Annotated in this window: 23 protein-coding genes and 1 other RNA gene; 10 read left to right on the plus strand and 14 right to left on the minus strand. The window is 53.9% G+C overall.

Features of this window, described 5'->3' with window-relative positions:
* Nucleotides 1–48 precede the first annotated feature (48 nt).
* Nucleotides 49–1,404 (plus strand): oxygen-independent coproporphyrinogen III oxidase, encoded by a 1,356-nt coding sequence (hemN, locus tag AB9F29_RS04660; protein WP_369754772.1) that lies wholly within the window; start codon nucleotides 49–51, stop codon nucleotides 1,402–1,404.
* Here the strand turns inward: hemN and AB9F29_RS04665 are convergent.
* The 5 genes from AB9F29_RS04665 to AB9F29_RS04685 all read right to left on the minus strand — a co-directional run bounded on the left by AB9F29_RS04665 (nucleotide 1,401) and on the right by AB9F29_RS04685 (nucleotide 7,973).
* Nucleotides 1,401–3,002, minus strand: a complete 1,602-nt coding sequence (locus AB9F29_RS04665; protein WP_369754773.1) for an ABC transporter ATP-binding protein — start codon at nucleotides 3,000–3,002, stop codon at nucleotides 1,401–1,403. The two genes, hemN and AB9F29_RS04665, sit on opposite strands and share 4 nt — an antisense overlap.
* Nucleotides 2,999–4,105: an ABC transporter permease gene (locus tag AB9F29_RS04670; RefSeq protein ID WP_335583718.1), complete on the minus strand. Its 1,107-nt coding sequence runs from the start codon at nucleotides 4,103–4,105 to the stop codon at nucleotides 2,999–3,001. The genes AB9F29_RS04665 and AB9F29_RS04670 overlap by 4 nt, the downstream gene beginning before the upstream one ends.
* A 2-nt stretch (nucleotides 4,106–4,107) precedes the next feature.
* A complete protein-coding gene (locus AB9F29_RS04675; RefSeq protein WP_039001886.1) occupies nucleotides 4,108–5,199 on the minus strand; it encodes a microcin C ABC transporter permease YejB in 1,092 nt (363 codons plus the stop codon).
* A gap of 15 nt (nucleotides 5,200–5,214) precedes the next feature.
* Entirely contained in the window at nucleotides 5,215–7,146 is a 1,932-nt protein-coding gene (locus tag AB9F29_RS04680) for an extracellular solute-binding protein (protein WP_369754774.1), read from the minus strand.
* Nucleotides 7,147–7,322: 176 nt separating this feature from the next.
* Nucleotides 7,323–7,973, minus strand: coding sequence for a cytochrome c family protein (locus tag AB9F29_RS04685; protein WP_369754775.1), 651 nt, complete (start codon nucleotides 7,971–7,973; stop codon nucleotides 7,323–7,325).
* Here AB9F29_RS04685 and AB9F29_RS04690 point away from each other — a divergent pair.
* On the plus strand, nucleotides 7,967–8,806 hold the full coding sequence (locus AB9F29_RS04690; RefSeq protein ID WP_335583721.1) for a prephenate dehydratase: 840 nt from the start codon (nucleotides 7,967–7,969) through the stop codon (nucleotides 8,804–8,806). The two genes, AB9F29_RS04685 and AB9F29_RS04690, sit on opposite strands and share 7 nt — an antisense overlap.
* Nucleotides 8,807–8,827: 21 nt before the next feature.
* Here AB9F29_RS04690 and AB9F29_RS04695 read toward each other — a convergent pair whose 3' ends face one another.
* Nucleotides 8,828–9,301 carry an SRPBCC family protein gene (locus AB9F29_RS04695; RefSeq protein ID WP_335583722.1) on the minus strand — a complete coding sequence of 158 codons (474 nt, stop codon included), beginning with the start codon at nucleotides 9,299–9,301 and terminating at the stop codon, nucleotides 8,828–8,830.
* Between the two features lie 33 nt (nucleotides 9,302–9,334).
* Nucleotides 9,335–10,297 carry an NAD(+) diphosphatase gene (nudC, locus tag AB9F29_RS04700; RefSeq protein WP_369754776.1) on the minus strand — a complete coding sequence of 321 codons (963 nt, stop codon included), beginning with the start codon at nucleotides 10,295–10,297 and terminating at the stop codon, nucleotides 9,335–9,337.
* A 153-nt stretch (nucleotides 10,298–10,450) separates the two neighbouring features.
* Here nudC and AB9F29_RS04705 point away from each other — a divergent pair, with 153 nt between their 5' ends.
* From AB9F29_RS04705 to recR, 6 genes are all read left to right on the plus strand, one after another.
* Complete coding sequence (locus tag AB9F29_RS04705; protein ID WP_369754777.1) at nucleotides 10,451–12,430, plus strand: bifunctional 2',3'-cyclic-nucleotide 2'-phosphodiesterase/3'-nucleotidase; 1,980 nt, start codon at nucleotides 10,451–10,453, stop codon at nucleotides 12,428–12,430.
* Nucleotides 12,431–12,521: 91 nt separating this feature from the next.
* An RNA gene (gene ffs, locus AB9F29_RS04710) (signal recognition particle sRNA small type) lies at nucleotides 12,522–12,620 on the plus strand.
* A gap of 167 nt (nucleotides 12,621–12,787) precedes the next feature.
* The gene (gene rsgA / locus AB9F29_RS04715; RefSeq protein ID WP_369754778.1) at nucleotides 12,788–13,834 is read left to right on the plus strand and encodes a ribosome small subunit-dependent GTPase A; all 1,047 of its coding nucleotides are present in this window, start codon (nucleotides 12,788–12,790) and stop codon (nucleotides 13,832–13,834) included.
* Nucleotides 13,835–13,949: 115 nt separating this feature from the next.
* Nucleotides 13,950–15,728 carry a DNA polymerase III subunit gamma/tau gene (locus AB9F29_RS04720; protein WP_369754779.1) on the plus strand — a complete coding sequence of 593 codons (1,779 nt, stop codon included), beginning with the start codon at nucleotides 13,950–13,952 and terminating at the stop codon, nucleotides 15,726–15,728.
* Between the two features lie 57 nt (nucleotides 15,729–15,785).
* Nucleotides 15,786–16,130: a YbaB/EbfC family nucleoid-associated protein gene (locus tag AB9F29_RS04725; RefSeq protein ID WP_039001877.1), complete on the plus strand. Its 345-nt coding sequence runs from the start codon at nucleotides 15,786–15,788 to the stop codon at nucleotides 16,128–16,130.
* A 6-nt stretch (nucleotides 16,131–16,136) separates the two neighbouring features.
* Nucleotides 16,137–16,730 (plus strand): recombination mediator RecR, encoded by a 594-nt coding sequence (recR, locus tag AB9F29_RS04730; protein WP_335583728.1) that lies wholly within the window; start codon nucleotides 16,137–16,139, stop codon nucleotides 16,728–16,730.
* A 73-nt stretch (nucleotides 16,731–16,803) separates the two neighbouring features.
* Here the strand turns inward: recR and AB9F29_RS04735 are convergent, their stop codons facing one another.
* Nucleotides 16,804–17,550, minus strand: a complete 747-nt coding sequence (locus AB9F29_RS04735) for a cell cycle transcriptional regulator TrcR (RefSeq protein WP_335583729.1) — start codon at nucleotides 17,548–17,550, stop codon at nucleotides 16,804–16,806.
* A 135-nt stretch (nucleotides 17,551–17,685) separates the two neighbouring features.
* Between AB9F29_RS04735 and AB9F29_RS04740 the strand changes: the two genes are divergently transcribed.
* Nucleotides 17,686–18,336: a ribonuclease T gene (locus AB9F29_RS04740; protein WP_369754780.1), complete on the plus strand. Its 651-nt coding sequence runs from the start codon at nucleotides 17,686–17,688 to the stop codon at nucleotides 18,334–18,336.
* A 25-nt stretch (nucleotides 18,337–18,361) separates the two neighbouring features.
* On the opposite strand, the gene AB9F29_RS04745 is transcribed toward AB9F29_RS04740, so the two are convergent.
* The 3 genes from AB9F29_RS04745 to AB9F29_RS04755 all read right to left on the minus strand — a co-directional run bounded on the left by AB9F29_RS04745 (nucleotide 18,362) and on the right by AB9F29_RS04755 (nucleotide 20,698).
* On the minus strand, nucleotides 18,362–19,354 hold the full coding sequence (locus AB9F29_RS04745; protein WP_369754781.1) for an NAD(P)H-quinone oxidoreductase: 993 nt from the start codon (nucleotides 19,352–19,354) through the stop codon (nucleotides 18,362–18,364).
* A gap of 10 nt (nucleotides 19,355–19,364) precedes the next feature.
* Nucleotides 19,365–20,069 (minus strand): COQ9 family protein, encoded by a 705-nt coding sequence (locus AB9F29_RS04750; RefSeq protein WP_369754782.1) that lies wholly within the window; start codon nucleotides 20,067–20,069, stop codon nucleotides 19,365–19,367.
* Nucleotides 20,070–20,239: 170 nt separating this feature from the next.
* A complete protein-coding gene (locus AB9F29_RS04755; protein ID WP_039001871.1) occupies nucleotides 20,240–20,698 on the minus strand; it encodes an Lrp/AsnC family transcriptional regulator in 459 nt (152 codons plus the stop codon).
* A 134-nt stretch (nucleotides 20,699–20,832) separates the two neighbouring features.
* Here AB9F29_RS04755 and ald point away from each other — a divergent pair, with 134 nt between their 5' ends.
* On the plus strand, nucleotides 20,833–21,948 hold the full coding sequence (gene ald / locus AB9F29_RS04760; protein ID WP_335583733.1) for an alanine dehydrogenase: 1,116 nt from the start codon (nucleotides 20,833–20,835) through the stop codon (nucleotides 21,946–21,948).
* Between the two features lie 51 nt (nucleotides 21,949–21,999).
* On the opposite strand, the gene mscL is transcribed toward ald, so the two are convergent.
* From mscL to pheT, 3 genes are all read right to left on the minus strand, one after another.
* Nucleotides 22,000–22,437, minus strand: coding sequence for a large conductance mechanosensitive channel protein MscL (gene mscL, locus AB9F29_RS04765; RefSeq protein WP_335583734.1), 438 nt, complete (start codon nucleotides 22,435–22,437; stop codon nucleotides 22,000–22,002).
* Between the two features lie 83 nt (nucleotides 22,438–22,520).
* Entirely contained in the window at nucleotides 22,521–22,970 is a 450-nt protein-coding gene (locus AB9F29_RS04770) for a YtoQ family protein (protein ID WP_335583735.1), read from the minus strand.
* 17 nt (nucleotides 22,971–22,987) lie between these two features.
* Nucleotides 22,988–25,399, minus strand: a complete 2,412-nt coding sequence (gene pheT, locus AB9F29_RS04775; protein ID WP_369754783.1) for a phenylalanine--tRNA ligase subunit beta — start codon at nucleotides 25,397–25,399, stop codon at nucleotides 22,988–22,990.
* Nucleotides 25,400–25,401: the final 2 nt, after the last annotated feature.

Here is a 25,401-nt window from a genome sequence, read left to right on the forward strand (position 1 = left end):
TGATTTGTGTCAAAGCCATGCCGCCGAGACTACAATTAGGGTATCCGGATGGAACAAAATATACAACTTGCCCGTCACGGACTTTTCGACGCGCGCGTGCCGCGTTACACCAGTTATCCGACCTCGCCACATTTTTCCGCTGACGTTGGGCCCGAGACTTTCGTGAACTGGATTTCCGCGATCCCGGAAGGGCGGCAGATTTCGCTTTATGTGCATGTGCCGTTTTGCCGACGCCTGTGTTGGTTTTGCGCCTGTCGCACCCAAGGAACAACATCGGATGCGCCGGTCCGCGCCTACCTTGAGGTCCTGAAAGCCGAGATCGAATTGCTGCGGGCGACGTTGCCAAAAGGCGTTACCCTCGAGCGGCTTCACTGGGGCGGTGGTACGCCCACTCTCCTCGCTCCCGACATGATGACGGAACTGGCGGAGGCAATTTACAGCGTCGCCCCCCTCGCGCCGGATGGGGAGTTTTCAGTTGAAATCGACCCCAACGAAATTGACGACGCGCGTTTAGATGCCCTTGCAAAAGCGGGTATGAATCGGGCCTCAATTGGCGTTCAGGACTTCGACCCCGAAATCCAAAAAACAATTGGCCGTGAGCAAAGCTACGAGCTCACAGAATCCGCCATCACTGCAATCCGCGCACGCGGCATCGCATCGCTCAATGCCGATATTCTCTATGGTTTGCCGCACCAAACACCCGAAAAAATCACCCAAAGCGTGCAAAAGTTACTCTCGCTTTCACCGGACCGAGTAGCGCTCTATGGCTACGCCCATGTTCCCTGGATGGCGCGTCGTCAAAATATGATCCCCGAGGAGGCCCTCCCTTCCCCTCAAGAACGTTTGGCCTTATTTGAAGTTGCTCGGAAATTGTTTGAATGGGACGGGTATACCGCCGTAGGGATCGACCATTTCGCCCTGCCCTCCGACGGTCTCAGTATCGCCCAAAAAGCGGGTAGACTGCGGCGGAATTTTCAAGGGTATACCGAGGACACGTCGGATGTGCTGATCGGGCTTGGGGCATCATCGATCTCCCGCTTTCCTCAGGGATATACTCAGAACGCTGCGGCGACTTCGCAACATATCGCGGCCATCCGTGGTGGGAATTTTTCAACGAAAAAGGGGCACAGTTTTTCTGCCAACGATAAGCTGCGCGGTCGGTTGATTGAAGTTCTGATGTGCGACTTTAAAATAGATACGGGTCAGATTGCCAAGGAATTTGGGCTGCCAAAAGCGGAAATATTGCTCCTAATAGAACCCGTGGCCTCACAGTTTTCCGACGTGGTCTCTCTATCGAATGGCGTGCTTAAAATACCGCCTGCATTCCGGCCTCTCACACGAGTCATCGCACGCGCCTTTGACGCCTACGCCCTCTCTAAAACAGGCCATAGCTCGGCCGTTTAGGCCGAGGTTACGTTCAGATCTAGAGCAGCAGCAATAAGAGCGCGGGTGTATTCCGTTGTCGGGTTTTCGAATATCTGTTCGCTCGTCCCTGCTTCGACCACATCGCCATCTTTCATAACAATCACTTTATGACTGAGGGTGCGAACAACTTTAAGGTCATGGCTGATAAACAAATATCCCAGTTGATATTTCTTCTGAAGATCTCGCAGAAGCGCAATGATTTGCTGCTGAACAGTCCGGTCTAAGGCCGAAGTTGGCTCATCGAGCACCACAAGTTTTGGTCGCAAAATCATCGCACGCGCGATGGCAATACGTTGGCGTTGCCCCCCCGAGAACTCGTGCGGATAGCGATCAATTGTTGCCGGATCGAGTCCCGTTTCCAGCATCATTTCTTTGACCAAATCCAAGGGCGCGCGGCCTTGCGCCACGTCGTGAATAGCCAAGCCTTCGGCAATAATCTGACCTGCGGTCATCCGTGGCGATAGGGATCCGAACGGGTCCTGAAACACAATCTGCATATCGCGGCGCAAAGGTGTCATGTCGCGATTTTTAAGGGAGTCAATCGCCCGCCCATCAAACTCAATTTGACCCTGTGATTGAATGAGGCGCATGATAGCGAGCGCGAGGGTCGTTTTACCCGACCCCGACTCGCCAACGATCCCGAGGGTTTCCCCCGAACGCACCGAAAGGCTCGCTTGATTGACAGCTTTGATGTGCCCAACAGTACGCTTGAGGAAGCCTTTGTGAACCGGAAACCAAATTCGCAAGTCCGTGGTTTTAATCAATGGCTTTGCATCCGAAGGTACAGGTTCTGGCCGCCCCGCGGGCTCCGCATCGAGCAATTGTTTTGTATAGGGATGCTTGGGCGTGTCAAATATCTCGGCTGTTGGGCCCGTCTCTACGACCTCGCCATTGCGCATCACCACTACCCGATCCGCGATTTTGCGCACAATCCCCAGATCGTGGGTGATGAACAAAAGGCTCATGTTCTCGCTCTTTTTAAGCTCCGATAAAAGCTCAAGGATTTGTGCTTGAATGGTCACATCCAAAGCCGTTGTTGGCTCATCTGCAATCAGAAGCTCCGGTCCGTTCGCGAGGGCCATTGCGATCATCACACGCTGCCGTTGGCCACCAGAAAGTTGGTGGGGGTACGCATCAAGTCGACCGCGCGGGTCTGGGATTCCAACCTTTTCCAACAGTTCAACAACGCGATCCCGCGCAGCCTTTCCCGTCAGTCCCTGATGCAAGGCGATGCCCTCAACCAACTGTTTTTCGATGGTATGTAAAGGATTAAGCGAAGTCATAGGCTCTTGGAAAATAAAGCTAATATCATTTCCCCGCACACGTCGCAGATCTTTATCGGGGGCGCCGATCATTTCCGTCCCTTGATAGATAACGGAGCCTGAAATCCGAGCACTTTCTGGCAGAAGCGACACAGTAGACAACGCAGTGATCGACTTTCCCGATCCAGATTCCCCAACCAACGCGACGGTTTCGCCTTCACCGACCTCAAAGGAAACCCCTTTGACGGCCTCATTTAAAACGCCGTCCTGCATGAAGCCGATGTGGAGGTTGCGGACTTGAAGTGCGGTCTTCATTGGAACACCTTTCGGGGGTCAAATGCGTCGCGGATACCCTCGAAAATAAACACGAGGAGTGACAGCATGATAGTGAAGGTGAAAAACGCCGAGAAGGCCAGCCACGGAGCTTGAAGGTTTTGCTTGGCTTGCTGAGTCAACTCGCCGAGGGACGGCGACGAAGACGGCAATCCATATCCGAGGAAATCGAGGCCCGCGAGGCTTCCGATTGTGCCGGTAATGATGAAAGGCATTAACGTCAGGGTTGCAACCATAGCGTTCGGCAGCATATGGCGGAACATAATCACGCGATTGGAAACGCCCAAAGCCCGCGCCGCGCGCACGTATTCAAAGTTGCGTGCCCGCAAGAATTCGGCTCGAACAACGCCCACAAGGGCCGGCCAGCCAAAGAGGATCATCACAAAGACCAAGAGCCAAAAACTTCGCCCTAAAACGGCGAACAGGATGATGATGACGTAGAGGCTTGGGGTTGAGCCCCAAATCTCAAGGAGCCTTTGAAAAATGAGGTCAACGCGTCCGCCAAAATACCCCTGTACTGCACCCGCGACGATCCCAAGAACCGAAGAAATGCCCGTAACGACAAGGGTAAAGAGGATCGACAGGCGGAACCCGTAAATCACCCGCGCCAAAACATCGCGTTTCGTGTCATCGGTACCGAGCCAATTGTAGCGATCAGGCGGCGAAGGAGCGGCACCGGGGCGATTCACTTGGTTGCGGTAATTGTTTGGAATGAGAGGCCAAATCATCCAGCCCCTGTCGATCTTTTCACCCGCAATTTCGCCGTCTTCCGCGTCTAACATTGTTTCTTCAGGCGTATCATAACAGTCGAGATTGCCGCCTGTCTTGATTAGACATTCCTGACTAACCCAAGCGTAATCGGCGGCGACGGGTAAGTCCCCTCCGAATGTCTCTTCCGAGTAAACGTTGAATATTGGGACGTAAAACTCACCCCGATACTTGACCAAAATTGGCTTATCATTCGCGATAAATTCTGCGAACAAGGACAGTCCAAAAAGCACGGCGAAAATAATCAACGAATAGAACGCGCGGCGATTTTTGCGGAAGTTTGACCAGCGGCGTTGGTTCAGCGGTGAGAGCTTCATCTTTAGTCTCCCCTACTTTCAAAATCGATCCTTGGGTCCACGTACACATACATCAAATCCGAAATAATTCCGATGATTAGCCCGATCAATCCAAAGAAAAACAACGTTCCGAACACGAGGGCAAAGTCGCGTTTTACGGCGGCTTCAAACCCTAAACGGCCTAATCCGTCGAGCGAGAAAATCGTTTCGATAATCACCGACCCCGTTAGAAAAACCGAGAGGAAAAGCGCGGGAAATCCGGAGATCACGATGAGCATCGCATTGCGGAAAATATGCCCATACAAAACGCGCGACTCCGACAAGCCTTTTGCGCGCGCAGTCACGACGTATTGTTTGCGCACCTCGTCAAGAAAACTGTTTTTTGTCAGAAGCGTCAGGCCAGCAAAGGATGCAATAGACATGGCAATCGTTGGTAACGCGATGTGCCAGAAATAATCAAGGACTTTGCCGCCCAGACTTAAACTGTCGAAATTGTCCGAAGTCAGACCGCGAAGCGGGAAAATCTGCCAATAAGAGCCCCCCGCAAAAAGCACGATCAGCAGGATGGCGATCAAGAAACCGGGCAATGCATAGGCAACAATGATAATGCCGCTGGTGAAGGTATCAAAACGGCTTCCGTCGGAAACGGCCTTTTTGATGCCCAGCGGAATCGAGATTGCATAGGCAATGAGCGTCGACCAAAGCCCAAGTGAAATCGAAACCGGTAGTTTTTCCCACACTAAATCCAGCACTTTTTGATCGTGGTTATAGCTTTCGCCAAAATCAAGCCGGATATAATTCCACATCATGGTGAAGAAACGCTCAAGCGGTGGTTTATCAAACCCAAACTGGCGCTCCAACTCCGCAATCGCTTCGGGGGGAAGGCCACGGGCGCCGATATATTTGCTACCAACATCAAGCGAGGAATCCGATATTCCAGCATCACCACCAGAGCCGGAGATAGACTTAAACACATCCCCTTCGCCCTCAAGCTCCGCAAGGATTTGTTCAATCGGCCCGCCGGGTACGAATTGCGTCAGCGTGAAATTCACGACCATAATGCCGAACAATGTTGGAATGATCAGCAATAGCCGACGAAGAATATACGCACCCATGACTTGCTCCTAGCTCTACTTAATTGCGCCAGATGCTTTGAGCGCGTCATATCTTTCTGCGTCCACCCACCAGTAATCTAGATACCCCGAATCAAACGGGGCGATTTCCTCTGGATGGCGGTAAAAATCGAAATACGCAAACGTGTGAACATCCTTATACCATTGTGGAACCAAGTATTTTTCGGCCCGCAATACGCGATCCAATGCGCGTGTCGCCACGTGCAGCTCTTCAAGGGTTTCGGCGTTGCGAATGACGTCAATAAGGGCGTCGATGGCAGGGCTGCTGATCCCTGCGGGGTTGAAAATGCTTTCTAGCGCTGTTTCGCTACCAAATTGCTGTAGCAACTCATCACCCGGTTCATTCCCGCCCCCTTCGTGCGCCGTAATCACGTCATAGTCGAAACTTTGACGACGCTCACTAAATTGCGCAGGATCAACGCGGTTCAGTTTGGCTTTCACCCCAAGGGCAAGCAAATTCTCGACATAGGGTGAAATCACGCGATCAAAAGCTGGCGAACGTTCAAGGAATTCGACATCAAGCGTGTCACCCGCGGCGTTGCGCCGCAAACCATCATCGCCAACAATCCAGCCAGCATCATCCAAAAGTCCGGAGGCCTTGCGCAGGTTTTTGCGATCCAAACGACGCTGCCCCGACACCGGCGCCATGACAGCAGGCTCTGTAAAGATTTCGGGCCGCAATTTGTCTCGGATACTTTCCAGCAAGACCAATTCTTCGCCTTCGGGCAATCCTGTCGCTTCTAAATCGGAGTTTTCCCACAACGAATCCACCCGTTCATACAGGCCATAAAACAGGGTTTCATTTGACCATTCAAAATTGAACATTAGAGCCAAGGCCTCGCGAACACGAATGTCGCCAAAACGCTCGGCGTGCTCACCGCGTTGATTGAAAACAAACGCTTGCCCAGAAGCAATCGTGCCGTCAAACACGGTTTCCAGAATGACGGTCCCATCTTCAATGGCTGGAAAGTTGTATCCCGTCGCCCAAGTTTTGGACGAGTTTTCAACCCGAAAATGGACAACGCCAGATTTGAGGGCTTCAAAGGCCGCAGTATCATCGCCAAAATACTCTATGCGGATTGAATCAAAGTTGGAGCGCCCGATGTTGATCGGCAAATCGCGACCCCAATATTCTGGGTTGCGGACGAAGGTCAAGCGGCGGCCGACTTCGGTCTCACCACGCATGTAAGGCCCCGATCCAAGCGCTGTGGCGAGGCGCGTTTCATCCAGTATAGCGCCCGTTTCTGCAAACCAGCTGCTCTGAAAAATCGGCAAACCACCGACGGCCTGAATGATTTCGCGCTTCACGGCGTCCGGCTTGAAATTGAATTTAATTGTGTGGTTGTCAATGATTTCCGCGCTCTCAACCTGCTGAGAGAGTACCGCGCGATACGATGTCAGCCCCTCTTTCAGAAACAACTCGTAGGTGAATTCAACGTCTTTGGCTGTTACAGGCGAACCGTCAGAAAACGTGGCCTCGGGACGCATGTGGAAAATCACCCACGATTTATCCACCGGATACTCAATAGTTTCAGCGAGCAAGCCATAGCTTGAGCCGATTTGATCAGAAACACCAGAAAGGAGAGATTCATACATGATCGTTGCTAAAGCACCAGGATCACCCTTGCGCGAAAACGGATTCATCGAATCAAATGATCCGACGATCGCGAGAGACATTTCCCCGCCTTTGGGGGCTTCCGGATTCACATAGGAAAGATTCTCAAAATCCGCGTCGTAGTTCAGATTTCCAAACGTTGAAATCCCATGGGACTGTATCACTTCTTGTTCAGCACGCCCCGCGAGGGTGCTGCAAAATAGAACTGAAACCGCCAATCCAAGCATGGCGAGGTTCGGGAAGCGGACCCGTGAGTTTCTTAAATTGACATGGGCCTGATCGATAGCTTGGGCGGAACCAAAACTCTGAGACATTGTTATCCTCCGGACGCGTTCTGCGATTGAGACATTTTTATTAAAACCAGCCTAATTACCCAAGGGTTAAACATACAAGTTGAGATTCCGTGAACACCTGTGAATTTTGGCAAAAATCCACAAAAAAGGCCGCACCTTTGCAGTGCGGCCTGTAAAACAGTATTATTGTTAGGCTGTTAGCCGCCGATGGTTGCAAGATACGCAATCACGTTGGCGCGATCTTCTGGTTTTTTCAATCCAGCGAAGCCCATTTTTGTACCTGGAGCGAAAGATTTTGGGTTTTCAAGGAAACCGTCGAGGTTCTCGCCATCCCAGTTTCCGTCCATAGCTGCGATCACATCAGAATAGCTAAACTCCGCTTCAGACCCGATATCGCGGTCGACAACGTTGAACAATGTGGGACCAACTCCGTTCGCCCCAGGTTCAACTTTGTGACAAGCTTTACACTTGCCAAAGACTTTCGAGCCCTTGTCGATGTCTGCACCGGCTAAAAGTTCTTCGAAGGAAATTTCTTCTTCATCAACTTCGGTGGTTTCAGCTGATACCGTCTCGATCAGGTAGCCTTGCTCAGCGGCTTCATCACCATGAGAGCCGCCGCCTGTATGATACAGGACATCAGCAGCCCAAGTGCCAAAAAGAAATACCAGGAGTGCCCCGCAAAAGGCACCAACTATTTTAGTCATTGTCATTGTGTCGAACATGTCTCGTTCCATCTTGGTAGAAGGTTGAGGATGTGTAGCCTCTTCCATAACCAAAGAGCAAGATGTAGTTACCGCGACGAAACGCCCTTTTGCGAAAAAAACTCTCGGAGAGCCGAAAAATGCCAAAAATGATCTCATATCAAGGTGAAGCAGGCTCGTATTCACACCAAGCCTGCCGTGAAGCGCATCCAGACTTCGAACCATTGCCCTGCGAAACCTTTGAATCGGCGGTGGCCGCGGTACGGCGCGGTGATGCGCAACTGGGAATGATTGGTGTTGAGAATTCAACATATGGCCGCGTTGCGCCCGTTCACTCGCTTTTGCCGACAAGTGGTTTGCATATCGTTGGCGAAGCATTTGTGCGGGTGCACATCAATCTTTTGGCGATTCCCGGCACCAAACTTGCGGACATCAAGCGAGCCCGAAGCATGTCTATTCTACTGGGACAATGCCGCGAGTTCTTGCAAGCCAACAACCTCGACACCCTGAACTGGTCGGACAATGCCGCGGCCGCCCGCGACGTGGCGGCCCTTGGCGACCCAAGCGAAGCGGCCCTTGCCAGCGAATTGGCCGGCGAAATCTATGGCCTTGAAGTTGTCGCGCGTCATATCGAAGACCAAGGCAACAACACCACGCGGTTTCTTGTGATGTCGGGCACCCCTGATCTCTCGCGCCGTGGCGAAGACGGAATGATTACAAGTTTGGTTTTCCGAGTTCGCAATATCCCCGCGGCGCTGTACAAAGCAATGGGCGGATTTGCGACCAATGGCGTCAACATGACGAAACTTGAGAGTTATATGGTAGGCGGCCACTTCACGGCGACACAATTCTATGCCGAAATTGAAGGCCATCCCGACGATAGAAGCGTACAACTCGCGCTGGAAGAGCTCGAATACTTCACGGATCACCTCGATATTTTGGGTGTTTATCCGGCCGATCCACGGCGTCACAAACCTTAATACGAACAGCTATTGCCGAATTTAGGTTTTGGTCCCCGGCTTAAATCTGTCTTCAATGTCTTGGGCCATAGTGCTCACACGCTTTTCGAATCGCTGCCTAAGTTTCGTTTTTGCCAATTTCATCGATTGCAGGAGCAGGCGACTCGACAATGTTTTCGCACTCAATTCCACCGTCACTTTTAGACGGGTGTGCATTTTTGAGAGCGCAACCAAGTCGACAACCATCGCCCCGTGAAGTCCGCCCGTTCCACCGTTGATGGTAAAACCTTGGTCCGGAACAACATCAATCAAGCGGGCGACAGACTCGCGCTTTTTACCACGATATTGAAAGACAACGTTCCACCCTTGGACTGCGCCGTCGAGAGCGTTTTCGTCTAAAGGTTTCACTTCTAGCCCACGGCGCAAAGCGGATCGCTCAAAGCTATCGAAGTCGGAAACCGCACGATACACGACCTCGATAGGCGCTTCGATGTCTTCGGTGGATACAAATATCATGGGTCCGCTTTCCTTGGATGGTACCTTCTTGCCTCAATTGAGTCGATCTGCAAGCCAGTTTGTCATTAAAAATTGTGCGATCGAGCCACGTCTTGCGGCCCTAATTTTCGGATGCTCACCGGCCATCACCTGCATAAGATCCTCGCGACTTATCCAAAACGCATCTTCGATTTCAACGGGATCAATCGTAATATCTGTGTTCAAGGCTTCGCCATGGCACCCAAACATCAGGGACGACGGGAAAGCCCACGGCTGGCTGGCCAAATAGGTCACGGCACCGACCTCAATGCCGGATTCCTCAAAAACTTCGCGCCGTACCGCCGCTTCCAAGGTTTCGCCGGGCTCCACAAATCCTGCGAGGGTCGAGTACATCCCCTCCGGCCACCCCGGACTGCGCCCCAAAAGCAACTGATTGCCATGTGTGATGAGCATGATCACGACAGGGTCGGTGCGTGGGAAATGCGAACTGTCACAAAGCGTGCAATTGCGCTGCCACCCCGCCATGGTCATCGCACTTTTGCCACCACATTTGGCACAGAAGCCATGGCTATCATGCCAATTGAACAACGCCTTCGCGGTCGCGACTAACTCCGCATCTCGTGGCGACAATTGCGCCATCACGGAGCGAAGTTCGGCAAAAACAACGCCTTGTGCGAGTTCGGGGTGGATTTGCTCTGAGGGGTCAAAAAACTGGCCAACGAGTTCCAAATCCTGATCGGGCGGCTCCCAAGATGAGATGTCACAAGCGAAAACTGCCTGCCCATCATCAAGGCCGAGGAAGATATACTCCCCCGTTGAGTCTTTTAGCGCGGGATGTCCCTGCGGCAAACGCGCCAAATTTTCGCGGGCCTCGCCCTGCACCAAAACCTTGCCTCGCCAAAGCGGTAGAATATCACCCGTGGTCAGGTGCTTTTGCATGAGGGTGGCATCGCCACGAAGTTGCGCCGCACGGTCCAAGCCCGAACCACCAAATGTTACCGTTTCAGCTATCTTCACTGCACACCCTCATTTTCTTTTTGCACAACTTCAACTTTTTGGCGTTCTACCGCAAGGGCCAGAGCAAACCTACAGCACAGAGAATTTCGTTTTTTGTCATAACTGTGTCACCGTAGATTTCTAAAGCTGCACAAAACAGAATCGGAGAACGTCATGGGACTTAGGAATTCAACATTGATCAGCCGCCGCGAATTCGTCGCTGGAGCAGCTTTTGGAACGACATTGCTTGCCATGCATCCGTTCTCGGCGCGTGCCGCCGCCAACCAAGCGCATTTGCGTATTATGGAAACAACGGACCTGCACGTGCATGTCTTCCCGTATGACTATTATTCCGACAAACCCATCGACACCGTCGGCCTCGCCCGCACCGCGAGCCACATCGTTGATGTGCGCGCCGAAGCCACAAACTCGATCTTGCTCGACAACGGCGACTTTCTTCAAGGCAACCCGATGGGCGATTATATCGCCTATGAACGCGGCATGAAGGACGGCGATATGCACCCCGTGATTGCCGCAATGAACGCCGTTGGTTTTGACGCGTCGACGTTGGGCAACCACGAATTCAACTATGGCCTCGATTTCCTGATGAAATCCATCGCGGGCGCGAATTTCCCCGTGGTGTCCGCCAATGTTGTCGTTGAACGTGGAGCCAATCCACGCGACGATAAAACCCTCCTCAAGCCCTATGTCATTCTCGACCGCATGATCACAGACGGCACAGGCACCGAACATCCGATCAAAATCGGCCTGATTGGGTTTGTGCCGCCGCAAGTGATGAATTGGGATCGCCGCCACCTCGAAGGCAACGTGACAACACGCGATATTGTCGAGACTGCCCGCGCCTATGTTCCCGAAATGAAGGAAGCTGGCGCGGACATCATCATCGCACTGTCCCACTCGGGAATCGGATCGGCCAATGAAACCGAGTTCATGGAAAATGCCTCCGTGCCCTTGGCCACGGTTGACGGCATTGACGCCATCATGACAGGCCACAGCCACCTCGTTTTCCCCGGAACACAATACGCCGATTTCGCCGGAGTGGATGCCGAAAAAGGCACCATTCACGGTAAACCCGCCGCGATGGGCGGGTTCTGGGGTAGCCATTTGGGGGTGATTGACCTCATGCTAGAAAATGACGGTGGAACGTGGAAAGTCTCGGCCCACACGTCCGAGGCACGCCCGATTTCCCAACGCAACGAAGATCGCTCCATCTCGGCGCTGGTGGAAAGCCAAGACTTTGTCCTCGCCGCCGCGCAAAAAGAACACGACGAAACCTTGGCCTATGTGCGCCGCGCCGTTGGGAAAACTTCGGCCCCGTTGCACAGCTATTTTGCCCTCGTGGCCGACGACCCCTCGGTGCAAATCGTTTCCATCGCTCAGAAATGGTACATCGGCGAAATGCTTGCAGGCACGGAATACGCAGACCTTCCGATCCTCTCGGCGGCGGCTCCGTTCAAAGCGGGTGGGCGCGGCGGCGCGGAATATTACACCGATGTTCCCGCAGGCGACGTGGCGATCAAAAACGTGGCCGACCTGTATCTCTATCCCAACACGGCGCGCGCGGTAAAAGTTACCGGCGAACAACTTAAAGGCTGGTTGGAACGCTCAGCGGGTATGTTCAATCAGGTTGAAGCGGGCAAAGCCGATCAGGTCCTGCTCAACCCAGATTTCCCAAGCTATAATTTCGACGTTATTGATGGCGTGAGTTATGAGATTGACCTCTCCCAACCCTCTCGTTTCACTGCAAAAGGCGAAATGGCAGACAAAACAGCAAATCGCATCGTGAACCTTACCTATAACGGCGCGCCCGTCACGCCCGATCAGGAATTCATCGTTGCCACGAACAACTATCGCGCCTCTGGCGGCGGGGATTTTCCGGGAGCGATGGGCGACACCATCGTCTTTGAGGGGCCAGATACAAACCGCGATGTCATCGTGCGCTATATCGTTGAGCAAGGCACAATCAACCCCTCCGCCGATGGCAATTGGGCGTTCACATCCCTGCCCGACACATCGGTTCTGTTTGATACGGGTCCCAAGGCCAAGGATTATATGGGCGATTTGAAAAACCTCAAAATTGAGGAAGCTGGCGACGGGCCAGACGGCTTTGCCCGCTTTCGAATCCAGCTCTAATCATCCAAAATCCCGTCGGGGGCGTATAAAGCCGCCCCCGATACCCTAAACTAGACTTGAAACCGTCGCCGACTCGGCCTATTTACTGAATTGAGAGGTTGGCGCGGGCGAGCGCCTCGCCAACTCGGTCAGATCCGGAAGGAAGCAGCCGTAACGAGAATTGTTTGGGTCGATGTCCAATCTCTCACCTAATTTAACGCGCATGACGCACTTGCTGAGGAGGATTTTATGATTGTCGTTGCTATCCTTCGGGCAAGCCTGCTCTGACGCAGTTCCCTCTGTGATCCAGATTTGCCCTTGCATACGTCCCAGCCAACGCGGCTGCGGACGCCCCAATTCTTTGCAAAGAGCAAAACAATGACCCTTGAAACTACTCTCGAAGATCTCGGCTGGGCCGAGGATTTTCAATCTCAACTTACCGATGAAGACGCAGGCTTGACGCCGATGCGCATTTCCGAAGTCCACCGCAGCAAAATACGTGCGCTTTCGACAACGGATGCGCACCTGCTTGTGTTTCCCTCCCACATTACGTCCGGCGACGTGGCGGTAGGTGACTGGATATTGGTGGATGGTGATATTGCGCGGATCGTGCGTGTGCTGGATCGTCGCTCCTGCCTTACGCGGCGTGCGGCGGGGCCAGACCTACGCAAACAGCTTGTGGCCGCAAATGTGGACACGCTTTTTATCGTCACCTCCTGCAACGCCGACTTTAATGAGGCGCGCATTGAACGCTTTATTTCCATGGCGTTCGAGGCAGGAACCACGCCCGTCATCATCGCGACCAAGGCCGATAACGCCGAAGACGCGGCGGATTATGTGGCGCGGGCGGAAAAACTGTCGTTGGGACAAGTCGCACTCGCGATCAACGCCCATGATCCAGAAGACCTGAAACGCCTCGCGCTATGGTGCGGACCGCGGCAAACGATCGCGCTTCTGGGGTCCTCAGGCGTTGGGAAAACCACAATTACCAACGGCATCGCGGGCACAACCCAAGCGACCGCAGAAATCCGCGAAGACGATGCGCGTGGCCGTCACACCACGACCTCGCGCGCATTGCATCGCATTCAAGGTGGCGGATGGTTGCTGGATACACCCGGCATGCGGGAATTCGGGCTGTTTGACGCCTCCGAGGGGATTAACACCGTATTTCAGGACGTTATGCAGTATGCTGACTCCTGTAAATTCCGCGATTGTGCCCACGAGGGCGAGCCGGGTTGTGCGGTTCAAAAGGCAGTCAAGTCAGGCGAATTGGACCCAGATCGTTTGAAACGCTGGCAAAAGCTACAACGCGAAGACTCGTTGCAGGTGGAAACCGTGGCCCAAACCCGCAAACGCTCACGCACAATGGTGAAGATGCACAAAACCGCCAAGCAATTGCGCAATCGGAAGGTTGACGGCGACTAGCTTTTAAGGCTTGCCCGACAACGCAACCTCGCCCGCCATTTCAAACAAATGACGGCGCGGCGCTGGACGTCGGGCAAGCCTGCCATTAACCTACGCATAACGAAATGAGGGTGACATGAGCGAAACAGAATCCGGTTCTGCAAAAGACAGCGGCTATCAAGTCTTGGCGCGCAAATACCGCCCCGAAGTTTTTGCCGATCTCGTGGGCCAAGAGCCCATGGTGCGTACCCTCAAAAACGCCTTCGAAGCCAACCGCATCGCGCAAGCCTTTGTGATGACAGGTATTCGCGGCACGGGTAAAACCACCACGGCGCGGATTATAGCCAAGGGCATGAATTGCATCGGCCCCAATGGCGATGGCGGCCCAACCACCGAGCCCTGTGGCGTTTGCGAAAACTGCATCGCGATCATGGAAGGGCGTCACGTGGACGTCATGGAAATGGATGCGGCGAGTCGGACGGGCGTAAACGACATCCGCGAAATCATCGAAAGTGTTGCCTATCGCGCCGCCTCTGCCCGTTACAAAATCTATATCATCGATGAGGTGCACATGCTCTCGACCAGCGCGTTTAACGCGTTGCTTAAAACCCTCGAAGAGCCGCCCGCACACGTCAAATTCATCTTCGCCACCACCGAAATTCGCAAGGTTCCCGTCACGGTTCTTTCGCGCTGCCAACGGTTTGACCTGCGCCGAATTGAGCCTGAGGTGATGATCGCCTTGATGCGCAAAATCGCCAAGGCCGAGAATGCCGAGATTTCCGATGACGCGCTAGCTTTGATCACACGGGCATCCGAAGGGTCGGCGCGCGACGCTACCTCACTCCTTGATCAGGCGATTGCCCACGGTGCGGGCGAAACCACCGCCGACCAAGTCCGTGCGATGTTGGGCCTTGCCGATCGTGGACGCGTCCTTGATCTGTTTGACATGATCGTGCGGGGCGATGCCGCCGCAGCGATGACTGAGCTTTCTGGGCAATATGGCGACGGGGCCGATCCGATGGCCGTTTTGCGCGATCTGGCAGAGATTACCCATTGGGTTTCGGTGATAAAAATCACCCCCGAGGCCGCCGAAGACCCCACAGTTTCCCCCGACGAGCGGATGCGCGGTCAAGCAATGGCGGAAAAACTGCCGATGCGGGTAATGACACGTATGTGGCAAATGCTGCTGAAAGCGCTCGAAGAAGTTGCCGCCGCGCCCAACGCGATGATGGCCGCCGAAATGGCCGTCATTCGCCTCACGCACGTCGCAGACCTTCCCAGCCCCGGTGACCTTGTCAAACGTCTGCAAGATGCGACGCCGCCCCCAATGCAGCCCAATGGCGGCCCGTCAGGCGGTGGCCGTCAAGCATCCTCGACGACCACAAATGCCAGCCAGCCCACCGCCACTCATGGCGGCAACACCACGCAAATGGTGGCAGGCGGCGGCGCAACTGCGCTTGGAGCGCCTGATGCGGTTCTCGCCCGTTTTGGCCAATTCGAAACCATCCTTGAACTCATCCGAAGCCACCGCGATGTAAAGCTCCTGATCGAAATCGAAACCACCATGCGCTTGGCAAACTACGCGCCGGGTCGGATCGAGTTCCAACCCACCGAAAACTCGCCGCGTGACCTCGCGCAACGGCTTGGACAACAATTGCAACTTTGGACGGGTGCGCGCTGGACGGTGACATTAGTTAACGAAGGCGGCGCGGCGACGATTGCTGAAATTCGCGACGCCGAGATGCTTGCCGTTCGCACGGAGGCGCAAGCGCACCCGTTGGTGCAAGCCGTGGTCACCCAATTTCCGGGCGCAAAAATTACCAGCATTCGCACCTTGAAAGAACTCGCAGCGGAGGCTGCCTCTAGCGCACTCCCAGAGGTTGAGGACGAATGGGATCCCTTTGAGGACAGCTAGGTTGTACACAGCTCTAAAGAGCCCCATCTACAGAGAACACACCAAGGAGATATCAAAATGTTCAAAGGTTTAGGCCAAATGGGCGACATGGCTAAAATGATGAAGGCCGCACAAGAAATGCAGTCGAAAATGGCCGAAATGCAAGACGGTTTAGCGAGCATCACTGTGGTTGGCGAAAGCGGCGCGGGGCTTGTGAAGGCAACGGCAACGGCTAAGGGCGAACTTACAGGACTCGATATTGACCCCAAGATTTTCGATCCGAGCGAGAAAGAGGTTGTTGAAGATTTGATCCTTGCAGCCATCAAAGACGCACAAGCAAAAGCCAGCGAACGCAGCCAAAGCGAGATGGCAAAATTGACCGAGGGCCTTGGGCTGCCCGAGGGCATGAAACTGCCGTTTTAATCCGAAATGGACGACAGCACGCGCGAAATAGAACATTTAATTAACCTTATGGCCAAGCTCCCAGGGCTTGGCCCGCGTTCGGCGCGACGTGCGGTTTTACATCTCATTAAAAAACGCGCACTGGTTATGACGCCCCTCGCGAACGCCCTCCAGAATGTGGCGGCAACAGCGCGGGAATGCGTGAATTGCGGCAATATCGGCACGCAGGACCGCTGTGACATTTGCGCGAACGAAAAGCGGGCCACAGGTCAACTTTGTATCGTCGAAGACGTCGCTGATCTTTGGGCAATGGAACGCGGGCAGGCCTTTGGTGGGCGCTATCATGTTTTGGGCGGAACGCTTTCGGCCCTTGATGCCGTTGGGCCGGAAGAGCTTCGGATTCCCAAGCTTTTGGAACGCATTCGAGCCGAGGGTATTACAGAAGTCGTGCTGGCGCTCAATGTGACGGTCGACGGGCAAACCACGGCGCATTATATCGCGGAGCATTTAACGCACGTATCGGTCACATCGCTGGCACAGGGCGTTCCGATTGGTGGTGAATTGGACTATCTCGACGATGGTACGATTCAGGCCGCGTTCAAAGCGCGCAAACAGTTTTAAATTTATGACCTGAATACAAAAAAGGCCCCCACACCATCGGTGCAGGGGCCTTTTTCTGTAATGATATCTAGGCTTATGGCTGCTCGTCGTCCGTACCGCTTTCGGGAAGATTAAAGAAAGTATCCTTATCCGGAACCGCCTCAGCTTCTTCCTCATCACGTGGATCGGTAGAGAAGCTGAATGTTGACAGCTCTTCGATTGCAGAGGAAACGCGCGGGGCGTTCGCGACGCCGAGGCTCTGTTCGGTGGACACCAATTTGCGGCGCTCATCGTCACTCATGACATCGCCTTCTTTGGCGCGTTTTGCGGCAGCTTTCTGAACTTCGAAGTCGAGTTCAACTTGTTTACACAAGCCAAGAGCAACGGGATCGATTGGTTGAATATTCCCGATGTTCCAGTGTGTGCGCTCGCGGATTGCCTGAATTGTTGGCTTGGTTGTACCAACAAGCTTGCTCACCTGACCGTCGGTCAATTCGGGGTGGAACTTCACCAGCCAAAGGATTGACGCCGGACGATCTTGGCGTTTGGACAAAGGCGTATAACGCGGACCGCGACGCTTTTCTTCGCCAACAGCGGAGGCAAGGAATTTCAATTTTAGCTTATAGAGAGGGTTGCCCTCGCCGCGTTGGATTTCTTCGGCGGTCAGCTGATTATTGGCAATCGGGTCGAACCCTTTTACGCCGGTCGCAACATCGCCATCGGCAATGCCCTGAACTTCCAACTCGTGGAATTCGCAAAAATCTGCAACCTGTTTAAAGGTCAGCGTTGTGTTGTCTACCAACCATACTGCGGTTGCGCGTGCCATAATTGGTTTGGCCATGATCTTCTCCTATACAACATCCCCAGAACATATCTTCCCTAAGCCCTGGAAGGGGCGACCCTCATTCGGGCGGGCTCTCATTGAAGGGGAACTTAAGCTGTATATACTGTGCGCAACCAAAAGAGGAAAGAGAAAATGCGAAAGATTGGTTTTGCGCTGATTGTGGCTGCTATCAGTGCCTATTTATGGGCTCAAATCGTCACAAAAAACGAGTCTTCTGTTGATTTTGATTACTATGTGCTAGCGCTAAGCTGGTCACCCAATTGGTGCAAACTTGAAGGGGACGCCAAAGGAAGTGAACAATGCGACTCCAGCCATGACTATGGCTGGACCCTGCACGGGCTCTGGCCGCAATTTGAGAATGGATGGCCTAGAGACTGCCCAACATCTTACAAACGCCCGTCCAATGCCCTCGCCACATCGATGATTGATATTATGGGATCGTCAGGACTTGCCAAGCATGAATGGGAAAAGCACGGCACCTGCTCCAACCTCTCCCCTGAAGACTATTTCTTGGCTTCCAGGGAGGCTTTCGAGGCCGTTTTAAAGCCGCCGGTCTTTCGAGAAATCAAGGAAACCGTAAGCCTGCCTGCGCGGGAAATTGAGGGTGCGTTTTTACAGTCCAATCCTCAGCTTACCGCCGATCAAATTACGATCACTTGCAAAAAAAACCACCTTCAAGAGGCGCGGGTTTGCCTTGATAAAGCTCTTAGCCCACGTCTCTGTGGAGCGGATGTTATCCTTGACTGCCGCCATGAAGACGCAGGAATTGCACCAATCCGCTAGAGATATTCAGGAATGGAATGTGATGTTAACCGGTTACTTTTAAAACAATCTTTCCAATATGTTGGGAAGACTCCATTCGCATATGCGCCTTGGCGGCGTCCACCAGATCGAATTCTTGGTCCATAACGGGGAAAATCGCTTCTGCCGCCAAAAGCGGCCAAACTTCGGCCTTTAAATCTTCTGCTATCCGCGCCTTTGCGCGGTCACTTTGGGGTCGCAACGTGCTGCCCGTCAACGTCAGGCGGCGCGTCATGATTTGCATGAAGTTCACCTCCTGCTTGAAGCCTTGCAGGAACGCGATCTGAACCAAGCGCCCATCATCCGCCAGCGCGTTGATGTTGCGTTGAAGGTAGTCGCCTCCGACCATGTCCAAAATGACATCCGCGCCGCCAATCTCCCGTATCTCTTTGGCAAAATCGACCTCGCGATAATTCATCGCACGCTCAGCCCCTAAGGCAGTACAGGCAGCGCATTTCTCGGCGGATCCAGCAGTCGTAAACACCCGCGCGCCCCGCGCCTTGGCAAGTTGGATTGCGACCGTCCCGATACCCGAGCTGCCGCCGTGGACCAAAAACCGCTCGCCCGCCTTGAGGCCTCCACGTAAAAACACATTGCTCCAAACCGTAAAAAACGTTTCGGGCAAACAGGCCGCCTGTTTAAGGGTCAAACCCGCCGGAACAGGGAGGCAATGCGCCGCAGGGCAAGTGGCGTATTCCGCATACCCTCCCCCCGGTAAAAGCGCACAAACAGAATCATCCAGCGCAACTGAAGTCACTCCAGCCCCAAGTGCGACGACCTCGCCTGCCCCCTCAAGCCCGGGTAAATCGCTGGCGGTCGCTGGAGGATTATAGAGCCCTGCCCGTTGCAGCGCATCGGGGCGATTGACCCCCGCATAGGCCAGCCGAATGACAACCTCTCCCGCGCGCGCAATCGGCATTGGCCGACGTGTTTCGCGCAGAACTTCCGGACCGCCAGGCGTAGATATTTCCATCGCCCGCATCGTGTTTACTTCATTCATTCTGTCTCACTTAGGTTACGTCTTTGGGTGACCAGTGCCCCGGCAAATCATCGCGCTTCACCGCAGCATGCGGCGCGCGAATACCCGAGAGAACTTTCGCAGGCCCGGCCATAAGCTTGCTAAAAATCGGGTTTTTTCGCACCGAAGCTTTAAACTTTTCGATCTGCATCACATTGTCGATCCGACGATCCAAGAACTCCCATGTCGCGGTATTTCCCTCGCCGTCATCACCCAACCAATACAGCACGGTCGACGCATAAACACCTGATAGTGTTGCGCGTTTTGTGTACCAATTCACATCGTCCGACGTGTCGCCAAGGGCGTTCCAAATTGCATCACACGTGCCCCAAACAAGTTTCGACCCATCGGCTGCATTCTGGGGAAGTGCAAAAAGCGCGCTACCTTTGCGTACCGCCTCCTTGTCCGTGACGGCTTCAATGCGATAGCGAACGGCGGCGGAAATTTTGTCGCGAAAACGTAGGTTCGACATATCCGCAGCGGCCAGCCGCTCCAACATCATCGCGTCGCCCGCTTTGTGAAACGCAATCGCCAAATCAACCCCGCCACGCGGATAGGCGGCCTGTGCGTCTTCGGGCGAAATGCCCGCGTCCAACGCCGCTTCAGCCAGCGTCGCCGTGCTCCAACCGTCGAAGACAACATGCGGCAAAGCTGCTTCCAGCAGAGCCTCTTTGGTTTTCAATAACTGTTCCGACATCACACACTCCTTGCAGTCTTGCCCTTTGCTCCCGCCATACAATTAGGCAAAGTCTTGGGCCTTTATGCAAACCCAAAACCAGATAGCTGGTTAAAACGATACCACCTGATTCAACGAAAGCGAAGAGGCGGACACCCCGTTTCCTCCCCAGTGCACGTAACCGATTGGAGTTAAACCGGAAGCGCCGTGGTTTTAAATACCGTTCGAAGCGCAAAGTTACTCTGCATTTGCGCCACACCCGGCAAGCGCGCCAAATGACGACGATGGATTTGCGCAAAATCTTCGGTGTCGTGGGCAACAACCTTCAGCATGTAATCCGCCGTCCCTGCCATCAAATGGCATTCCAAAACATCGGGAATCCGCGTCACGGCTTTCTCAAATGCATCCAAAACTTCGTCGGTCTGCCCAGAGAGAGTAATTTCCACAAAAACGGTAGTCTGCCGCCCAACTTTACGCGGATCAAGAAGCGCGACGTAATCCCGAATGTACCCCTCCGCCTCGAGGTGCTGAACCCGCCGATGGCATGCCGAGGGGGAGAGATTGATCCGCTCTGACAACTCAGCATTCGTTATACGACCTTGCTTTTGGAGCACCTCCAAAATTCGACGATCTATACTGTCTAATTTCATTATTCCGCAGATTCCTTCGAATTTTATCGGCCATTTCCGTAGAATTATCCCAAAGCTTATCCGATCAACGAAGAGAATTCAAAACAATTGCGTTGAGAAAGGCGCAAACTCTAACTTCAAACGGAGGAGAACCCATGCTAATCGGATGCCCAAAAGAGATCAAACCCCAAGAATTTAGGGTTGGAATAACCCCAAACGCCGCGCGCGAAGCGATCCAACACGGCCATCGTGTTTTGGTGGAAACCGACGCTGGCATTGGGTCCGGTTTCACCGATACAGATTATGTCGATGCTGGTGTCGAAATAAAAGACACCGCCGCCGAAATTTTCGCCCTTTCTGATATGATCGTAAAGGTCAAAGAGCCCCAATCCGTTGAGCGTAAAATGCTGCGCGAAGGCCAAGTTCTCTTTACATACCTTCACCTTGCCCCCGACCCCGAACAAACGCGTGACCTCTTGGCCAGTGGCTGCACAGCCATCGCCTATGAGACCGTAACTGACGCCGCGGGCGGGTTGCCCCTGCTTGCGCCAATGTCCGAAGTCGCGGGTCGCTTGGCCCCGCAAGTCGGCGCATGGACTCTGCAAAAAGCAAATGGCGGGCGCGGCGTGTTGATGGGTGGTGTTCCGGGAGTTTCGCCCGCCCGCGTTGTGGTCATTGGCGGCGGTGTCGTTGGCACCCACGCGGCGCGGATTGCTGCTGGAATGGGCGCGGATGTGACGGTTCTGGACCGCTCCCTGCCACGCCTGCGCTATCTTGATGACGTCTTTGGTGGCACCTTCAAAAACGCCTACGCGACAGCTGGGAATACTGCTGACTTGGTGACCCATGCTGACATGGTCATCGGTGCCGTCCTCGTTCCCGGTGCCGCAGCACCAAAACTTATCAGCCGCGCTCAGCTTTCGACGATGAAACCCGGCGCTGCTATCGTGGATGTTGCGATTGACCAAGGCGGTTGTTTTGAAACAAGTCACGCAACGACCCACCAAGACCCGATTTATGAAGTCGATGGCATCATGCACTACTGCGTTGCCAACATGCCAGGAGCTGTGGCGCGCACGTCCACTATCGCCCTTGGGAATGCGACGTTACCGTTCCTTCTCGCCTTGGCTGACAAAGGCTGGAAACAGGCCTGTACCGATGATCCGCACTTGCTGAATGGCCTGAACGTCCACGCCGGACAATTGACCTATTACGCGGTCGGCAAAGCGCTTGGGATTGATGTTTTGTCGCCAGCTTTGGCGATCAAATAGACAGAAATGGCCCGCTAAATTTATGCGGGCCATTTTTTAATTTCGACGAACCTATTTTTTGACGAGTGCGTCGCGAATTTCTACCAAGAGTTCGATATCTGTTGGGCCTGCGGGCGCTTCTTCCGCCGCCGCCTCCGCCTTCACGCTAGCATCCTTGATCTTGTTAACGCTGCGCACCAGTAAAAAGACAACATAGGCAATAATCAGGAAATTGATCACGGCCATGACGAAGGCCCCGTATGCAAATGTACCCGCGCCCGCTTCACGCGCGGCTTCGAGCGTCGCATAACTCGCGCCCTCAGCGCCGCCCGAAAGCACGAAAAATTTGTTGGTGAAATCCACCCCGCCAGTGAACAATCCGATGATTGGATTGATCAAATCGGTCACAAGTGATTTTACAATCGCCGTGAACGCCGCCCCAATTATAATCCCGACCGCCATGTCCATGACGTTGCCCTTGGCGATGAAATCTTTAAATTCTTTAAACATTTTATTTCCCCTAAGTTTAAACATTTGTGCCTCAGCTCGAGCACTAAGATTTTTCGGTTCCGTTCTAGATCAGCAACGACAGTTTACTTCGGCAAGCTGCCGGTCAGAACATAGCGCAGAATTTCGATCACTTGCTGAGGCGTTTCGATCACAGCAAGAGCCGCAGCATCCACTTCTTTGAGCGCATGTTGGTGGTCCGCGCCATGCATCACGACCAAGGATTTTCCGAGGGCCGCGGCAAAACCCGCATCAAAGGCAGCATTCCACTGGCGATAATTCTCACCAAACCGCACCACAACAACGTCGGCTTCTGAGATGGCCTTGCGGGTCCGAATAGCGTTGAGTTTTGCGCCCTTATGGTCGTGCCAAAACTTGTCAGTTTCCGCGCCCATAATTGCCACGCCGCAATCGTCGCTGGCGCCGTGGTCCGTCACAGGGGAGGAGAACTCAATGTTCAAACCCTCAGCCCCCGCAATGATTTCCGCGCGCCAATCCGAATGGATTTCCCCCGAAAGATAGACTTTAAAACTCATGTCAACGCTCCCTTAAGCTAGCTGCGCAGAACGCCGCCCGTCGCTTTTTCGACCTTTTCCAATATTTTGGCCGAAATTTCTTCGATTTCCTTCACCTTCAATGTCGCGTCGGTCGGTTGCAAGCGCACCGTAATCGCAAGCGATTTTTTACCCGCGCCCATTTGGGATTCAGCTTTTTCGCCGGTGAATTCATCAAACAATATGACGTCCGAGATCAGCACCTTATCCGCGCTGGCCGCAGCATTGACCAATGTCAGGGCCTCAACCGATGTGTCCACAACGAAAGCAAAATCGCGCTCAACCGCTTGCAGGTCACTGGCAACAAGCGCCGCACGTGTGGCCTTGGTTTTGCGCGGGAACGGCGGCTGTTCAAGGTAGACTGTGAATGCTACGGCCGTGCCGTTGATCCCCATTTTCTCAAGCGTTTTTGGGTGAACCTGACCAAAGCTGGCCATAATTTTCTTGGGGCCAAGGCAAATGCTTCCGTTGCGCCCCGGATGCCACCAGCTATTTTTTCCGCGTAAAATCTGAACACGCGTTGGAGCGCCAATACTGGCCAAGATAGCTTCGGCATCGGCTTTTGCGTCGAACACATCGACCATGCGGCGTTCGCCGTGCACGTCTTTGGGCCCTGTCGCTCCGACCAAAAGGCCTGCGACCTGAATGTGTTGCTCTTCGGGTTCGCCGCCGTGGAACGCCGGACCGACCTCAAACAAGGCCAAATCGGCAACGCCACGCGCTTGATTGCGGGCGGCAGCTTGCATCAAGCCCGCTAAAAGGTCAGGCCGCATGTGGCTCATTTCAGAGGAGATCGGATTGGCCAACATCGTTGCATTCGACCCGCCGCCAAAGAGTTCGGCGCTTGCTTTGTCGATAAAACTATAGGTCACACATTCGTTGTACCCAAGCGCCGCCGCCGTGCGACGCGCCATGCTTTCGCGGCGGTGCATCGGTGTCAGAATCGGGCCAGGAACACCAACGGTTGCACGCGCCATCGGGCGCCCTTCAAGCTTGGTAAGCGACGCAATACGCGCGACTTCTTCGACCAGATCCGCGCTCCCAAGGACGTCGGGCCGCCAGCTGGGCACCCAAGCCATGTCGCCTTGCAGCACAAACCCTAAAGCCTCAAGGCTCGCACGTTGAACTTCGGGCGCAATCTCCATGCCGACCAAACTTTGCACGCGATCCGTATCCAATTTGTAAGCGCGGCTTACATCTGGAACTTCCCCCGCAGTCACAACATGGCTCGCTTCACCACCGCATAGGTCCAAAATCATCTGGGTCGCTAGCTCAATGGCGGGCGCGTTGAAGGCTGGATCAATGCCCCGTTCATTACGATAGCGGGCATCGGAATTAATCTTAAGCGCCCGTCCAGTTTTGGCGATCTGAATGGTTTCCCAGACAGCTGCCTCTAGGAAAACATTTACGGTTTCCTCGGTGCAACCACTCTCAAGTCCGCCCATAATTCCGGCGATGCTCTCGATCTGATTGTCGTCGGAAATCACAACCATACCAGCTTGCAATTCATAAGTTTTGTCGTCCAAGGCCACGATGGTTTCGCCGCCCTTGGCGCGATGCACCCGTAAATTTCCGTGTACCTTATCGGCATCGAAAACATGAAGCGGACGGTTTTGATCATAGGTAAAGAAGTTCGTCACATCGACAAGAATCGAAATAGGCCGCAGGCCGATGGCAAGAAGTTGATCCTGCAGCCACTTCGGACTCGGGCCATTTTTCACACCGCGGATCATGCGACCCATGAAAACTTCACAGCCCTCGGCCCGCGTATCCTCATCAATCGACACGGTGATCGGACTGTCGAATGTACCCTCAACCTTTGCTACAGGTGCGGGTTTCAAGACGCCAAGGCCACGCGCGGCGAGGTCGCGGGCGATCCCCCGAATACCAAGCGCATCAGGGCGGTTTGGCGTAATGGCAATTTCGATCATCGGGTCCACTTTGGCGGGATCAACCTTGGCCAAATAGTCGATGAAACGGTCGCCAACTTCCCCTTCGGGAAGCTCGATAATGCCGTCGTGCTCCTCGGAGAGTTCCATCTCACGCTCAGAACACATCATGCCAAAGCTCTCGATGCCGCGAATTTTTCCAACTTGAATTGTAATATCCAACCCCGGAATATAGGTGCCCGGCTTGGCAACGACCACAGTGATGCCTTCGCGGGCGTTTGGCGCGCCGCAAATGATCTGGGTTTCGCCATCGGCGGTGGCCACCGTACAGATGCGCAATTTATCCGCATCGGGGTGTTTCTCGGCCTTGACGACCTTGCCCAATCTAAAGTCGGCAAGCTTTGCTGCGGGGTCCGTCACCTCTTCAACTTCAAGTCCAAGATCGGTCAGAGCATAAAGGATGTCATCGAGCGGCGCGTCGGTTTCGAGATGCGTTTTAAGCCAAGAAAGCGTGAATTTCATGA

Origin of the sequence: Falsihalocynthiibacter sp. S25ZX9 (assembly GCF_041205405.1) — a bacterium.
Classification (GTDB): Bacteria; Pseudomonadota; Alphaproteobacteria; order Rhodobacterales; family Rhodobacteraceae; genus Falsihalocynthiibacter; species Falsihalocynthiibacter arcticus.

Bases quoted from the DNA above. Each gene is read 5' to 3' on its own strand.
- AB9F29_RS04740 (WP_369754780.1), top strand. From the start codon at position 17,686: ATGCGAAAGATTGGTTTTGCGCTGATTGTGGCTGCTATCAGTGCCTAT.
- AB9F29_RS04725 (WP_039001877.1), top strand. From the start codon at position 15,786: ATGTTCAAAGGTTTAGGCCAAATGGGCGACATGGCTAAAATGATGAAG.
- AB9F29_RS04735 (WP_335583729.1), bottom strand. From the start codon at position 17,550: ATGGCCAAACCAATTATGGCACGCGCAACCGCAGTATGGTTGGTAGAC.
- AB9F29_RS04745 (WP_369754781.1), bottom strand. From the start codon at position 19,354: ATGAATGAAGTAAACACGATGCGGGCGATGGAAATATCTACGCCTGGC.
- ald (WP_335583733.1), top strand. From the start codon at position 20,833: ATGCTAATCGGATGCCCAAAAGAGATCAAACCCCAAGAATTTAGGGTT.
- AB9F29_RS04665 (WP_369754773.1), bottom strand. From the start codon at position 3,002: ATGAAGACCGCACTTCAAGTCCGCAACCTCCACATCGGCTTCATGCAG.
- AB9F29_RS04705 (WP_369754777.1), top strand. From the start codon at position 10,451: ATGGGACTTAGGAATTCAACATTGATCAGCCGCCGCGAATTCGTCGCT.
- AB9F29_RS04670 (WP_335583718.1), bottom strand. From the start codon at position 4,105: ATGAAGCTCTCACCGCTGAACCAACGCCGCTGGTCAAACTTCCGCAAA.
- rsgA (WP_369754778.1), top strand. From the start codon at position 12,788: ATGACCCTTGAAACTACTCTCGAAGATCTCGGCTGGGCCGAGGATTTT.
- recR (WP_335583728.1), top strand. From the start codon at position 16,137: ATGGACGACAGCACGCGCGAAATAGAACATTTAATTAACCTTATGGCC.
- AB9F29_RS04675 (WP_039001886.1), bottom strand. From the start codon at position 5,199: ATGGGTGCGTATATTCTTCGTCGGCTATTGCTGATCATTCCAACATTG.
- AB9F29_RS04695 (WP_335583722.1), bottom strand. From the start codon at position 9,301: ATGATATTTGTATCCACCGAAGACATCGAAGCGCCTATCGAGGTCGTG.
- pheT (WP_369754783.1), bottom strand. From the start codon at position 25,399: ATGAAATTCACGCTTTCTTGGCTTAAAACGCATCTCGAAACCGACGCG.
- AB9F29_RS04690 (WP_335583721.1), top strand. From the start codon at position 7,967: ATGCCAAAAATGATCTCATATCAAGGTGAAGCAGGCTCGTATTCACAC.
- AB9F29_RS04750 (WP_369754782.1), bottom strand. From the start codon at position 20,069: ATGTCGGAACAGTTATTGAAAACCAAAGAGGCTCTGCTGGAAGCAGCT.
- mscL (WP_335583734.1), bottom strand. From the start codon at position 22,437: ATGTTTAAAGAATTTAAAGATTTCATCGCCAAGGGCAACGTCATGGAC.
- AB9F29_RS04720 (WP_369754779.1), top strand. From the start codon at position 13,950: ATGAGCGAAACAGAATCCGGTTCTGCAAAAGACAGCGGCTATCAAGTC.
- AB9F29_RS04680 (WP_369754774.1), bottom strand. From the start codon at position 7,146: ATGTCTCAGAGTTTTGGTTCCGCCCAAGCTATCGATCAGGCCCATGTC.
- AB9F29_RS04755 (WP_039001871.1), bottom strand. From the start codon at position 20,698: ATGAAATTAGACAGTATAGATCGTCGAATTTTGGAGGTGCTCCAAAAG.
- AB9F29_RS04770 (WP_335583735.1), bottom strand. From the start codon at position 22,970: ATGAGTTTTAAAGTCTATCTTTCGGGGGAAATCCATTCGGATTGGCGC.
- hemN (WP_369754772.1), top strand. From the start codon at position 49: ATGGAACAAAATATACAACTTGCCCGTCACGGACTTTTCGACGCGCGC.